13 protein-coding genes are annotated in these 14,430 nt (G+C 38.4%); 10 read left to right on the top strand and 3 right to left on the bottom strand.

Annotated features, from left to right (window positions below; translation table 11 throughout):
* Positions 1-101 precede the first annotated feature (101 nt).
* Together DW917_RS01795 and DW917_RS01790 are read left to right on the top strand one after the other, a co-directional pair.
* Complete coding sequence (locus DW917_RS01795) at positions 102-482, top strand: transposase (protein WP_118115930.1); 381 nt, start codon at positions 102-104, stop codon at positions 480-482.
* Positions 483-484: 2 nt separating this feature from the next.
* Complete coding sequence (locus DW917_RS01790) at positions 485-1,402, top strand: IS3 family transposase (RefSeq protein ID WP_118115928.1); 918 nt, start codon at positions 485-487, stop codon at positions 1,400-1,402.
* 998 nt (positions 1,403-2,400) lie between these two features.
* Here the strand turns inward: DW917_RS01790 and nadA are convergent.
* The 3 genes from nadA to DW917_RS01775 all read right to left on the bottom strand — a co-directional run bounded on the left by nadA (position 2,401) and on the right by DW917_RS01775 (position 5,740).
* The gene (gene nadA / locus DW917_RS01785) at positions 2,401-3,393 is read right to left on the bottom strand and encodes a quinolinate synthase NadA (protein WP_022109713.1); all 993 of its coding nucleotides are present in this window, start codon (positions 3,391-3,393) and stop codon (positions 2,401-2,403) included.
* A gap of 548 nt (positions 3,394-3,941) precedes the next feature.
* Positions 3,942-5,015, bottom strand: a complete 1,074-nt coding sequence (locus tag DW917_RS01780; RefSeq protein WP_118115926.1) for a glycosyltransferase family 9 protein — start codon at positions 5,013-5,015, stop codon at positions 3,942-3,944.
* 119 nt (positions 5,016-5,134) lie between these two features.
* On the bottom strand, positions 5,135-5,740 hold the full coding sequence (locus tag DW917_RS01775) for a DUF4254 domain-containing protein (protein ID WP_118115924.1): 606 nt from the start codon (positions 5,738-5,740) through the stop codon (positions 5,135-5,137).
* Positions 5,741-5,966: 226 nt separating this feature from the next.
* Here DW917_RS01775 and DW917_RS01770 point away from each other — a divergent pair, with 226 nt between their 5' ends.
* The 8 genes from DW917_RS01770 to DW917_RS01735 all read left to right on the top strand — a co-directional run bounded on the left by DW917_RS01770 (position 5,967) and on the right by DW917_RS01735 (position 14,402).
* Positions 5,967-6,203 (top strand): acyl carrier protein, encoded by a 237-nt coding sequence (locus tag DW917_RS01770; RefSeq protein ID WP_006848240.1) that lies wholly within the window; start codon positions 5,967-5,969, stop codon positions 6,201-6,203.
* Positions 6,204-6,225: 22 nt separating this feature from the next.
* On the top strand, positions 6,226-7,488 hold the full coding sequence (gene fabF / locus DW917_RS01765) for a beta-ketoacyl-ACP synthase II (protein ID WP_118115922.1): 1,263 nt from the start codon (positions 6,226-6,228) through the stop codon (positions 7,486-7,488).
* Entirely contained in the window at positions 7,478-8,533 is a 1,056-nt protein-coding gene (rnc, locus tag DW917_RS01760; protein ID WP_118115920.1) for a ribonuclease III, read from the top strand. Before fabF ends, rnc begins: the two co-directional genes overlap by 11 nt.
* A gap of 104 nt (positions 8,534-8,637) precedes the next feature.
* Entirely contained in the window at positions 8,638-10,377 is a 1,740-nt protein-coding gene (locus DW917_RS01755; protein WP_147344100.1) for a hypothetical protein, read from the top strand.
* Between the two features lie 268 nt (positions 10,378-10,645).
* On the top strand, positions 10,646-11,188 hold the full coding sequence (locus tag DW917_RS01750; RefSeq protein ID WP_118115916.1) for a hypothetical protein: 543 nt from the start codon (positions 10,646-10,648) through the stop codon (positions 11,186-11,188).
* 44 nt (positions 11,189-11,232) lie between these two features.
* The gene (locus DW917_RS01745) at positions 11,233-11,574 is read left to right on the top strand and encodes a hypothetical protein (RefSeq protein ID WP_118115914.1); all 342 of its coding nucleotides are present in this window, start codon (positions 11,233-11,235) and stop codon (positions 11,572-11,574) included.
* A 21-nt stretch (positions 11,575-11,595) separates the two neighbouring features.
* The gene (locus DW917_RS01740) at positions 11,596-12,471 is read left to right on the top strand and encodes a hypothetical protein (protein ID WP_147344099.1); all 876 of its coding nucleotides are present in this window, start codon (positions 11,596-11,598) and stop codon (positions 12,469-12,471) included.
* Between the two features lie 422 nt (positions 12,472-12,893).
* Positions 12,894-14,402: a GH3 auxin-responsive promoter family protein gene (locus DW917_RS01735; protein WP_118115910.1), complete on the top strand. Its 1,509-nt coding sequence runs from the start codon at positions 12,894-12,896 to the stop codon at positions 14,400-14,402.
* Positions 14,403-14,430 lie beyond the last annotated feature (28 nt).

The raw sequence follows: 14,430 nt of genomic DNA, 5'->3' as shown, positions 1-14,430 counted from the left end.
GGCAGGGAGAAAAAATACCTGGGTAGAGAAGGGAAATTTTAAGTGACTTATACTGATATAGATAGACACATTTATGGTTAATTAATAAAATGTGTTTAGTAATGAGTAAAAAGTACAAAAGTTACAGTAAGGAAGACAAATTGTCTTTACTTTGCGACTATTATCAGTCAGGACTCAGCAAATACAGTTTCTGTAAGAGTCGTGGAATTGCAGCAGTCAAGTCATTAAATACTTGGCTGAAAGTATTTGCTAATGAAAAAGATTTGTTATCTTTGCAGTCTGAACAAGCAAATATAACAGATATGTCAAACCGTAGTAAAGAAAGCTATCAAGAAGAGAATGGTCGATTGAAGCAACGCATCAAAGAGTTAGAGAAAGCCTTGGCCTTCTCTAAGTTGGAAACAGAAGCACGTGATCTGATGATTACACGCGCAGAAGAGTACTTTGATATTCCGATACGAAAAAAATCTGGGGCCAAGTAGTCATGGAACTGGTCGAGCAGCGCAACATGAAAGTTGCGACTGCTTGCCGCCTATTTGGCCATTGTCGTCAAGCCTTCTACCAGTCGAAGGCTGATATTGAAGCTGAGGTAAATCGTGATAAGATTATCTTGGATAATGTTCGTGAAATCCGAGATGAGGATCCAGGTATTGGTGGCTATAAACTTTGGCTCATGCTGACAGAACTTTATGGTAGAGAACTCATACCTGGTCGTGACAGCTTTTTCACACTGCTGCGCCGTCATCAGTTAATGCTCCCTCCTCGTAAGGCGCGTCATACAACCAATTCAAACCACCGTTATCACAAATGGAAGAATCTGGTAAAAGATATTGTTCTCACTTCGGCTAATCAGCTGTGGGTAAGCGATATTACTTATATCCAACTGGCAAATGGGGATGTTGCGTACCTCCATCTGGTAACGGATGCGTATTCTCGTAAAATTGTAGGATGGGTACTTGCTGATACATTGCGTGCAGCTTTGTCCATTCAGGCTCTTCAGATGGCTATTGACCAGGCCATAGAAATGAATGGAGGAGAATGTCTCAAGGGGCTTATCCACCATTCCGATCGCGGTGTACAATACTGTTGTGACGCTTATGTTCAGAAGCTACAGGAATATGATATCAGTATCAGCATGACAGAAGACTATAAGCCAACTGACAATGCCATTGCCGAACGCGTGAATGGAATTATCAAGATGGAAAAGGTCTATCGCATGCATGTGTTCAAGGACATCGAATGTGCTCGTGTTACCATCGGTCGTTACATACAATTCTATAATAACCGCAGACCACACATGAGTATAGGCTATAAAACTCCGGCAAAGGCGCATCTGGAGCAAGGAATCCAACAAAAGATGTGGAAAAAGAGAATTTATACTTCGAAAAAGAAGAATTCTTAATAAAGATTGTGTATCTTTGCAGAACCAAAAGACAAGTTCGGGTGATGGTACATGCCAGTAATCCGAAAAAGTAGGAAGCCCCATCGAGGGGCTCCCTACTTTACCAAAAGAGCAAGTCCGGGTTCGGTAAGTCCAGTGGAAGGGTAGTGACTACAAATATAGTACGATTTTTTTTATTGTGTCTATAAAATTAGGAACAAAAAATAAGGAGTGTCTACTATTTCAGTTTTATGAAATTGATAGTGTCTACCTTTTTAGTTTATAAAGTAAAAAAGTGTCTACAGAAATCAGGAAAAGTCAACCTGGCGAACTAATTGACATAACAGAATATTGCCCAAATTATAGTCCTTAGTTTGGGCACTTGTTGCCCACCTCGTGAGCAACGGTTGCTCGTCTCATGTTCACCGGTTCCCCATCACGTGGTCCCCGAGGGACCGCTTGAAGGTCATAGCAGGAACTTCTGGATCTATCTTATTCCTGATTAGTATTTACATACTTCCTAATAGAAAATGTTCTTGCGTCTAATAGAAATCTTCGTTCAGCGTCGTTGAACGGCGGTTCAGTGACGTTGAATGTCCGTTCAACGTCTTTGAATAGACATTCAACGTCACTGAATGCACATTTTATCTAAGAAAGCTTTTTTTCTTATAGACAAGATACTTTTTTATATAAGAGATAAAACATCTTTTCTATAAGTTCATATCCATTAAAAAGGCACAAAAAAAATGAGCTCTCATCACTATGAGAGCTCAATTTTTGCTTAATTTTCCTAATATATTTTGTATAAGTAAAAGATGATGATAACGCTTCTCAACGTCTGTTTGATTTAACTGATGCAAAGATACAGCCTTTTTCATGTAAGCAGTCGCAAATATCAATTTTTATAGGGTAAAATCTGATTTTACACCTAATTCAAACAGTTTTTACCACCCTTTTACTCTTTTTATCCACCTTTTTATTGTGATTTCACAAATATCCTATATGAATTTACACGTATTTTATGATAAAGAAAGCATTTTCTCAATCGGCTTTACAGCCTCTTTTGCAATATTTTCTTCCACTTCAACAGTAGGCCAACCATATTTCAAGGCGTTATAAATCTTCTGGAGTGTATTCATCTTCATATATTCACACTCATTGCAGCTACACCCTACTCCACCTTCACTTACCTCAGGAGGAACAGGATAGAATGTAACCTGAGGACAGTTGCGCTCCAGTTCGTGCAGAATACCAGCCTCTGTAGCGATGATATATTCCTTGATTTCAGGATGCTCCTTGGCATAGTTGAGCATAGTAGCCGTAGAACCCTTCACATCAGCCACAGCCAATACCGGAGCCTTACACTCCAGGTGAGCCATCACCACAGCCTCAGGATGCTCTTTCTTGAGCTTTACGATGGCCTCAACAGAGAATTTCTCATGCACATGGCATCCACCATTCCAGAGGAGCATATTTCTGCCCGTCACGCTGTTGATATAGTTGCCGAGATTATAATCTGGTCCAAAGATGATTTTTTCGTCCTGTGGGAAGCTGTCAATCACCTTCTTGGCATTACCGCTGGTAACCACACAATCGGTCAGAGCTTTCACAGCAGCAGTCGTATTCACATAACTTACCACCTTGTATCCAGGATGCTCTTCCTTATACTTTTTCAAATCCTCAGCCTTGCAGCTGTCGGCAAGTGAACAACCCGCATTCAGATCAGGACACAAAACCGTCTTGTCAGGACTCAGGAGTTTGCAAGTCTCAGCCATGAAGTGTACACCACACATCACCATCACCTTGGCATCCGTTTCAGCAGCCTTGCGAGCCAAGGCCAAACTGTCGCCCACAAAGTCTGCGATATCCTGGATATCCCCCACCGTATAGTAGTGAGCCAGAATAATAGCATCCTTCTCTTTGCAAAGCTGTCTGATTTCAGCTTTCAAATCCAAGGTCTCGTCAACAGGTTCGTCAACGTATCCTTTTTCAATCCATTCTTTTTTCACCATAACATTAATATTATATTTCTATTTTTAAATTTAAAAGAAAAGAATATAGGGATTATGATATGCCGTGGATAAGTGGATAAAAAATGCTCAGAAAGTTTGCATATTTAGTTATCCAAGTCTTTTCCCTACTTATTAAAAACTTATTCTCCTACGTTCTTGTTGGCTCATAATGTTTTAAATGACTTATTAACATTTCCCCAATTCGGTGCAAAGTTAATAAGTTTATATCTTTTTTCGGTCAAAAATCGTGAAAAACTTCCTAAAAACTAAATAATAACCCTGTGGATATCCGCATTTCATAAGTCTGAGACGGGTATGTGTGGATTTCCACAAAGTTATTACAGAGTTATTAAGATGGTTATACATACACTTTTCCACGGATTTGTGGAAAACGGAGAGAAGTCTAAAAACAGATAGTCCCACAGATTTCACTGATTTACACAGATCTATTTGAAACCATGTGTAATTCTGTAATATCTGTGGGACTTTACAGGGTGTAGAGTGTGTGACTTATGGCACATCCTCTATATATTTTTATAGTTTATCAGTTACTTTAGCAACTTTTTGATGCGTTCTACAATCATCTCTGGCTCAATATTGTTCAAGCAGGCATAGTCACCTCTCATGCAAGGCTTGTTGCCATAGATGCTGCAAGGGCGGCAAGGCAGGTCGATTTGCACGGCATGGAGGATATTCTGATTCCATCCCATAAAGCCTGCGTAAGGATGTGTAGCACCCCAAACGCTGACTACAGGTGTGTGGACCAAGGAAGCCAAGTGCATATTTCCACTATCCATGCTGAGCATGACATCCAGATGGCTCATCAGGTTGAGTTCCTGTGATAAACCGCTGAGTTGTGCAGAAGCATTGATAACTTGTGGATATTTCCCAGCCCACTCATTCATGATAGGAGTTTCGTCTTTTCCGCCTCCGAAAAGATATAAACGGGCTTGTGGATAACTGTGGATAAGTTGCTGGATAACTGTTTCCATCTTTTCCATAGGATAAATCTTTCCCTTGTGCGCAGCAAAAGGAGCGATACCGATCCATGGTGCCGCATTTTCCCCAGGTTTGTGGATAATTCCTTCCTGGTCTGTGAATATCTGTTCGGGAAGAGAAGTCAAATCCCCTTTTCCTTCTCCATAGATGGAAGTGAAGTCCAGATCTACAGGATAACCTAAGCGTGCAAAGACATCAGCATAGTTTTGGAAAGAAGTAGGTTGCTGCACAAACTGTTTGTTGTTGGCAGCTATGAGTTTTCTCTTTCCCTTGCGATGCTTGTCGATATGGGCAACTTTAAAGTTATCCAGATTGAATCTCATGCGTAAGTAATCCGAACGAAGAACACTATGCAGGTCGGCAATAGCCGTAAACTGTTTAGCGACGAGACGTCGATAGAGAGCATTCAAGCCTTTGATACCTTTATATTCCCCTTTGATGTCAGCCTCCATAAATCCTATGTTGGGTGCAAGATCTGTGAAGAATGGTCTGGCAAAGGGGCGACTGAGTACGGTGATTCTTACGTGAGGATATTGTTTGGCCAAAGAATAGACTACTGGTACAGTCATGGCAACATCTCCCATGGCTGAGAATCTGATGACAAGGATATGCTCAGTTTTCATTCTTTTACTTCTATATATAATAATGTATAGGAAAGGATATGAGAAGAATGAACATCATAGAAACTTTCATCTCATATTCTTTCCGGTTAGGCTTATTTGTGTTGTCTTTGAAAGAAAGACTATTTCTGGTTGTAAAGTACAGGGTTTGTAGAAGGGTCGTTGTACATCTTCATCTGTCGATACACCTTCATGTACTTACGTCCAGCCTCGATATCTTCCAAAAGCTGGTCGATAGCTGTGCTCAGATCCACCTGCTGTTCCAGGAGTACATCAAGTTTAGCCTGGCACTTAGCCTTATGCTCTGCAGAAGCCTCAGGGCGCTCCACCTGCTCCTTCATGTGATAGATTTTGAGGGCAAGGATGCTCAGTCGGTCAACAGCCCATGCAGGACTTTCCGTATTGATGCGAGCATCATCCTGTACCTTTACGTCTTTATAGATTTCACGGAAATAAGAGTCGATTTGTTCCACGAGATCAGTACGATCCTGGTTACTCTTGTCGATGCGGCGCTTCAAGAGCAGCGCTTCAGCAGGGTCAATCTGTGGATCGCGGATGATATCTTCGAAATGCCACTGAACGGTATCTATCCAACATTTCAAGTAAAGTCGGTTCTCAATACTACCCTCTTCAAAAGGGTTATTGATAGGAGTATCAATATTATCTTTCACGTGATAATCGTTAATAGCCTGATTGAAAATCTTATTTGCTTTTTCTGTAAATGCCATATCGCTTTAATTATTAGTTCAACTTGTGCACAAAAGTAACTAAAATATTGCAAATAACCAACTAAAAATCAGAAAAAAGCAGATTTTCATGCACAAATTAGGGGTATTTGTGCACCAATATGCACTTTTTTCCTTAAAAAGTTTGCTTATATCAAAAAAAAAGTGTTCCTTTGCACTCGAATTTTTAATTAGAAATCGATTTATAAACATTTTAAAAGTTAAAATTATGTCAGAAATTGAAAGCAAAGTAAAGGCAATTATCGTTGATAAACTCGGTGTTGATGAGGCAGAAGTTAAGCCAGAGGCAAGCTTCACAAACGATCTCGGTGCAGATTCTTTGGATACAGTAGAGTTGATTATGGAGTTCGAGAAGGAGTTCTCTATCTCTATCCCAGACGATAAGGCTGAGAAGATTGCTACTGTAGGTGACGCTATCTCTTACATCGAGGAGAACGCTAAGTAATTTAGCAACTAATTTATACTAAATGGAATTAAAGAGAGTTGTTGTAACAGGTCTCGGTGCTGTGACTCCAGTTGGTAATACTCCTGAGGAGACTTGGGAGAGCCTTTTAGCTGGTAAGAGCGGTGCTGCACCTATTACTCATTTCGATACAACCCTTTTCAAGACCAAGTTTGCTTGCGAGGTTAAAAACCTGAACATCAATGATTGGATTGACCGTAAGGAGGCTCGCAAGCTTGACCGTTATACTCAGTTGGCTATGATTGCAGCTATGCAGGGTGTAAAGGATGCTAATATCGATCTTGAGAAGGAAGACTTAAACAATGTTGGTGTTGTATTCGGTGTAGGTATCGGTGGTATCAAGACATTCGAGGATGAGGTGAAGTACTTTGGTACTCATGAGGAGAACGGTCCTAAGTTCAATCCATTCTTCATCCCTAAGATGATTGCAGATATCGCTTCTGGTCAGATTTCAATCCACTTCGGATTCCACGGACCAAACTACACTACTACATCTGCATGTGCATCTTCAAGCAATGCTTTGGCTGATGCCTTCAACCTGATTCGTTTGGGCAAGGCAAACATCATCGTGAGCGGTGGTGCCGAGGCTGCTATCTGTGCATGTGGTGTAGGCGGTTTCAATGCTATGCACGCATTGTCAACACGTAATGATGACCCAGAGCATGCTTCACGTCCATTCAGCGCAAGCCGTGATGGATTTATCATGGGCGAGGGTGCTGGTTGCTTGATTCTCGAGGAACTGGAGCACGCTAAGGCTCGTGGTGCGAAGATTTATGCTGAGATGGTGGGTGAGGGCGAGAGTGCTGATGCTTATCACATCACAGCTTCTCATCCAGAAGGTCTTGGTGCTAAGCTCGTTATGGAGCGTGCACTTGCTGATGCCAATCTGAAGCCAGTGGATATTGATTATATCAATGTTCACGGTACATCTACTCACGTAGGTGATATCTCAGAGGCTAAGGCTATCAAGGCTGTCTTCGGTGCTGCTGCTTACAAGCTCAACATCAGTTCTACCAAATCAATGACTGGTCACCTCCTCGGTGCTGCTGGTGCAGTAGAGGCTATGGCTTGTGTTCTTAGTGTGAAGAACGATATCGTTCCTCCTACTATCAACCACGAAGAGGGTGATAATGATCCTGAGCTCGACTACAACTTGAATTTCACCTTCAACAAAGCTCAGAAGCGTGAGGTTCGTGCTGCATTGAGCAATACATTCGGATTCGGTGGTCACAACTGTTGTGTAGTATTCAAGAAGTATGCTGAATAATTTAATAGATAGAATAAAGCTCTCTTTCCGCAAGGACAAAGAGCTTTATTTTTCTTTGTACCAGATTCTTGGTTTCTATCCTCACAATATCAGTTATTATAAGATGGCGCTGATGCATAAGAGCATTATGCACCGCAATTCCAAGGGAAAGCCTGTCAACAATGAGCGATTGGAATTCTTGGGAGATGCCGTGCTGGATGCTGTTGTGGGCGATATCGTATATCAACATTTCCCTGGAAAGCGTGAGGGATTCCTTACCAATACAAGAAGTAAATTGGTGCAGCGTGATACGCTCAATAAATTAGCCCAGGAGATGGGAATCAACCAGCTTGTTTTATCTAACGGACACAGTTCTTCTCATAACAGCTATATGGGAGGAAATGCTTTCGAAGCTTTGGTGGGTGCCATCTATTTGGACCGTGGTTATGATGCCTGCATGAAATTCATGAAGCAGCGCATTCTGGCAAAAATGATCAACATCGATAAGGTGGCTTATAAGGAGGTCAACTTCAAGAGCAAGCTGATCGAATGGAGCCAGAAGAACCGCGTGAACATTGAGTTTGTATTATGCGACCAGAAGAAGGATGGTAATGGAAACCCTATGTTTACTTTCCTGGTGACGATAGAAGGCATAGAGGGTGACAAGGGCACTGGATATTCCAAGAAGGAAAGCCAGCAGGCTGCTTGTAAGCTTACCCTGGAGCGATTGCGCAAGGAACCGCAGTTTATAGATGCTGTATTCTCTGCCAAGGCCAACAGAACCAAGATGGAAGAGGAACCTGTGGAGAATGTTCCTGATACTGAGGTGAAGGATGACTTCATTATCTCTCAGAATACGGAAACTAAAGAACCGGAGAAGCATGAGAATGTCTTCAAGGAAGAGGTTTTCGAGGATAGGGCTGTCAAGAAGGTAAATACTGTCGAGACAACCGATTCACAGGAAGAAGATGAATTTGATTTGAGCGATATTTCCGCACAGCCTAAGATACAGAGCCGTGAGGACATCATCGCTGCAGCCGAAGCCGCTGCATTTGCAGAGGAGTAGGGCAGGAATGAAGAATATATTGATAAAGCCTCGGATGAAAATGGAAGCATTGTATCCGAGGCTTTATATTACATGTATCTTTGGTGCAGAAATATATAAATGTTATGGAAAAAAGTATTATTTTTATTTTATTATCAATGCTACTGTCATGTACTGGTAATAAAGCCTATGATCAACAGCTGAGTAAGGCTGATAGTATCATGGATATAGCAGATGATTCTGCCCAGATAACTATAAAAATGCTGGATGCTTTAAAACCTGAATGGTCTAAATTTACTAAAGCTCAAAGAATGCGTTATGATTTACTTTATCATAAGGCAATGAATAAGGCATATATAGATTTTACTTCAGATAGTACTATGCTGGCTGTTGTAGATTATTATGAGCATCATGGAACTGCTAATGACAAGATGTTGGCATATTATATTTTGGGGTGTGTATATAGGGATATGCATGAGACACCCATGGCATTAGAATATTATAATAAAGCGACGGAGCAGGCTGATACTACAGCCCAGGATTGCGATTATGCAACGCTATGTAGAGTGTATAGTCAAATGGGGGTATTGTTTTCAAAGCAATATTTACCATATCAAGAGTTATTTTCATTTGAAAAAGCTACCCATTATGCTTATAAAGCTCATGATACTTTAAATGCCATTCGATATTATTATAATAAAACTGGTGCTTATACGTATTTAGATAATGAAGATTCTGCTATAATTGTAAATACAAGAGCTGCAGAATTATTTAGAAAGCATGGGTATGATAGAGATGCGGATATTGCTTTTGGATGTAACTATGTTTACTATTTAAAAAGGAATAATATAGATAAAGCTAAGAAAGCTTTTGAAGCGTATAATAGAGTAAATTTTGCAGGAAATCAAAATTATGAAGATTCTTATGCTTTTTTGCTTTATGAGAAAGGTTTGTTTTTTTTACAGACAAACCAGTTAGATTCTGTTTATTGTAAACTCAATGAAAGTTTAAAATTATCAAAATCATTTAGTAATAAGGCAATAACTACAAAAACTTTGGCTCAATACTACTTAAAAAGAAATAATCCAATCTTGGCAGCAATGTATGCTATGAAAAGTACAGAATATAATGATTCTGATTTAGTTCGAGTAAGAAAAACACAATTGCATCAGCTACAAGCTATGTATGATTATAGCAGAAACAAAAGACTTGCTATGGTAGCAGAACAGAAATCCGAGAAAAGAATTATGGTCATTTATGTTGTTATATTGTGTAGTATCATTCTGTTTTGTCTCTCTATTTTTATCTATAAATTGCAGATGAATAAAAAAAATCATAGAATATCTCTTATTCAGCAATTATATAATGATAGTTTGTTAAAACTTCAATCAAATCAAAGAGAATTGCAGCGAGTTAAAGACCTTAATGAATTAGAAGTAATACAACAAAAGGAAGAAATTATAATGAACTTAAAAAATACAATAAAAGATATTCGTGAAAAATTCTCTGGTTCATTACTTACTGATACGGATATTATTTTACAAAATTCAGCAATATTTAGAAAAATACAATTTATAATATTACATCCAAAAGAGAAATTATCAAATGAGGATTGGATAGAGTTAAGTGACTTAATAGAGCAATTAATACCGTCTTTTCCACAAATGCTTAAAAATCGTCTAACGGAAAAAGAATATCATATTTGTTTATTAATAAGACTTCATATTTCACCATCTTCTATAAGTAATCTTGTAGGATTATCAAATTCTGGAGTTTCACTTTCCAGAAAAAGGATGTTGGAAAAAGTGTGTGGAAAAGATGGAACGGCTAAAGATTTCGATAAATTTATTCTTTCTTTGGTCTAAATTATCATTTTAAAATTTCAGTAAAATATTTCAAAACTACCTGAGTATCAGTAACTTTTAATTATTTGTAAATTTTCAGTAAATTATTATTTTTGATTGTTGAGTATTGTTTGCAAAAAGTTTTATATATTTGCACTCGAATTATAAACAATATAAAAATGAATAAAATCAATCGACTTTTATTTGGTGGGGTATTTCTATTCTGTACTTTGCCAATCATGTCTAAGACATACTATTAGAAGATTATTCAATAATAAAAGTTAAGTATATGAGACAGTTAATAAAAAAGTTATTACTACTACTTATGTTAGTTTATCCACTAACAGGTGTTGCTCAAACAGAAGTTATTTCAGAAAAGTATAAACTGGAGAAAAAATGTTTGAATAAAGAAATCGTAAAGAGTAAGCGATATTCTTATCATCATATAGGTGAGTTTTATAAGTTGAAAGATTTGGAACTTACTAATAAAATAAAACAAAAGTCTGTTGACTTTTCTGCTTTTAGAAATAGGGTTGATGAAATAAAATTCCGTAATGAGGTTTTAAATACAGTAAATAAGCTTCTCTCTCAGCATGAGAAAAAACTCTTATCTGAAAATCAATGCAATTTACTTTTTGCTTTCTATATAGATGAAAGTTATAAGACTATTATGGTAGAAATTGTCAGTTATAAAGAAGTTGATAATATTCTTTCTGTAAGAAAAATAGTTAAAATTATAGATAAAATAAAAAAGAAAAGGTTGAAAGGTATTATACCTATACCTAAAGGGAATTATATCAAACTAACAATAGTGAGGAGATATAATGCATAGTTTATAGTTTTGTTCGTTATAAAAATATTGCTAAAAAATAGAATATGAAAAAGTTATTGCTGGTATGTTTTGCTTGTTTCTTTTATTTGTTTTCTTTTGCTCAAAAAGAAAATTCGAAAGATTCAGTTTCTTTTAATATTCCTGTCTATTTGGTTGATGGGGTGGAAGTTCTATCTTTGGATAGCATTTCAAAAGATGATATAGAGTCTGTTGATATAGTAAAAGATCCGAAAATATTGAAGTATTTCTATCCTCGTATGGGTGGTTTAATGCTTATTAAAACAAAATCCCAAAAACAACTTCGCTCTATTATACAGAAGTATAAAGAAGAATTGAAAAAAAATAAAAAACATCCAACAAAGAAAGGGGAAATTAGGATAAGATAACTAATTAAAATCATATCAACTATGCGTAGTATTATATTATTGTTAGTCTGTTTGTTCAGCATATGCCTGAAGGCACAGACAGAGTTTAGAGTGTATCAGAAAGAATCTAAGAAAAGCTGGTATTATATAAGTGCGCCAATCAATGGCACGAAACTTAATGATATTTTGATAACTACTGGAGATGCTGGTTTTTATATCAAGGAGCATGACTTCAATGAACTGTTTCCTGACCACTCTTTTGCAAAGTCCAAGTTGAAGGTGCGGTCTATAGAATGTTTTAGAAAAAAGTATCTTGTGAAGAATATTTTTGTGGGAAAATTCAATGTGGGGAATGTTTGCTTTGTTGGAAATATCTTCGTGCTGGAAAATTCTTATCCGTTTACTGCAAAACTTGATGTGCAAAACCTCTGCAACTTTTCCGACTCTACCAAAAACGTTATCAATCTTAATTTTGCTGAGCAAAAGTTGGCTTTTGTGGATATGAATGCCGTGGATACTACAAAGTTAAGCAAGTTTGACATCCTTTCTGTCTATCCTTCAATTGTAATAAAGGTGCCAATAACTATCCGACAGGATGGAAAAATGTGGAACCTGGAAGGAAACATGAGGCTGTATCTGAGTAATGCAGAGTTGATAGAGTTTTATCCAAGTAAGTATCTGGATGAGTTTTGCAAACAAACGAAGGTGAAACTGATAGATGTTTATAATGACTATTTGGATAGCTATAAAGCTATCAGATATGATAAGTTAAAGATAGGTACTAAGTATTTTCCTAATCATTTTATTCCTATCATGAAAAATTTCTCTATTAAAAATAGCTTTGGCAGTATCAATGGTTCGTTCTTTAAGGGGAATTTTTATATTGACTTGAAGAAAAATAAGCTATATTACGAATAAAAAGTGCTGCTAATGAAGACTGCGCATTTGCAGAGGAATAAAAGCAGACAATAAAGGCTTTAGTGATTGGTTATTTCACTAAAGCCTTTATTGGTATTATCATATTTTTTGCGCAAAGATACAAAAAAGTGGCCATTAGCGCAAATTATTCACGGATAATCTGCGCTAATGTATGTAAAAATGTATGTTAGCGCAAATTATCTGTTGAATCTTTTATCGTGTCCGCTTTGGGGAACTGCTATCATTTTTATATTGACTTGAAGAAAAATAAGCTATATTACGAATAAAAAGTGCGAATTCCGAGCCTTAGTCATTCTTCTTTTCTTTTTAAAGTCATATATTTAATATTAAAAATAGTAAAAACTTTCTCTATATGAAAAGTTTAGGTTAATTTTGCAACTCAAAAGATATTAATATCATATATGAGTTTAACAAGTATAGTAAGCAACGTCTTCAAACCTCGCCAAAAGGAGTTGGAGAAGTACCTTTATGATGCAGAACATATGCAGCATAAAGTACTCATGCACCTTATCAATAAGGGCAAAAATACAGAATATGGCGTTAAGCATCTACTAAATACGACTGATAGTTACGAGAAATTCGCAAAAAATGTACCTGTCAATTCCTATGAGGAACTGAAAGGGGATATCGACCGTATGCGCCACGGAGAGCAGGATGTTCTCTGGCCTGGAACCGTGAAATGGTATGCTAAGTCGTCTGGTACTACCAATGACAAGAGTAAGTTTATCCCTGTTTCACGAGACGGATTGCATGGCATCCACTATGCCGGTGGCTTTGATGCTGTGGCATATTATCTCCGTAATAATCCGAAAAGTAAACTGTTTGATGGCAAGAGTCTGATTCTCGGCGGCAGCCATTCACCTAATTATAATGTAGAGGGAAGTCTGGTGGGAGACCTGAGTGCCATCCTCATCGAAAATATCAATCCACTTGCCAATCTGGTGCGTGTTCCTAAGAAGCAGACTGCTCTTCTGAGCGATTTCGAGGTGAAACGCGACCGCATTGCCCGTGAAACGATGAATAAGAACGTAACCAATATCTCGGGTGTTCCAAGTTGGATGCTCAGCGTATTGGTTCGTGTGATGGAACTTTCCGGCAAGAAGCATCTGGAGGAGGTATGGCCTAATCTGGAGGTCTTCTTCCATGGCGGTATCGCTTTTACTCCTTATCGCCAGCAGTATGAGCAGCTCATTACTTCTCCTAACATGCATTATATGGAAACCTATAATGCCAGCGAGGGATTCTTCGGTTTGCAGGATGATCCGTCAGACCCTTCCATGTCGCTCATGGTGGATTATGATGTCTTCTATGAATTTATCCCGATGGATGAATTTGGTACCGACAATCCTACCGTAGTGCCATTGCAGGGAGTGGAGATAGGCAAGAACTATGCGATGGTTATTACTACTTCCTGTGGATTGTGGCGCTATCTCATTGGTGATACAGTCATGTTTACCAGCAAGAATCCATATAAGTTTGTCATCACGGGTCGTACCAAGTATTTCATCAATGCCTTTGGCGAAGAACTGATTATGGACAATGCCGAGAAGGGACTGAAGTATGCTTGTGATAAGACAGGAGCCCAGGTGGCAGAATATACGGCAGCACCTGTGTTTATGGACAGTAATGCGAAGTGCCGCCATCAGTGGCTGATAGAGTTCTCTAAGGAACCGGCAAGTCTCGATGAGTTTGCCACATTGCTGGATCAGCATCTGCAGGAAATCAACAGTGATTATGAGGCAAAGCGCTTCCACGATGTTACTCTCCAGCATCTGGAGATTGTGAAGGCCCGTCCTAATCTCTTCAACAACTGGCTCAAGAGCAAGGGCAAGTTGGGTGGACAGCATAAGATACCTCGTCTGAGCAACAGCCGTAAGAATATCGACGAGATGCTCCAGATGAATCAGTAGATCATGGCTTCATCCGGAAGTTTATGAT

It is taken from the genome of Prevotella sp. AM42-24 (assembly GCF_003461825.1).
GTDB lineage: Bacteria > Bacteroidota > Bacteroidia > Bacteroidales > Bacteroidaceae > Prevotella > Prevotella hominis.
Note: the sequence above shows the minus strand (reverse complement) of the source record. Positions and strands in the feature narration are given on the sequence as shown.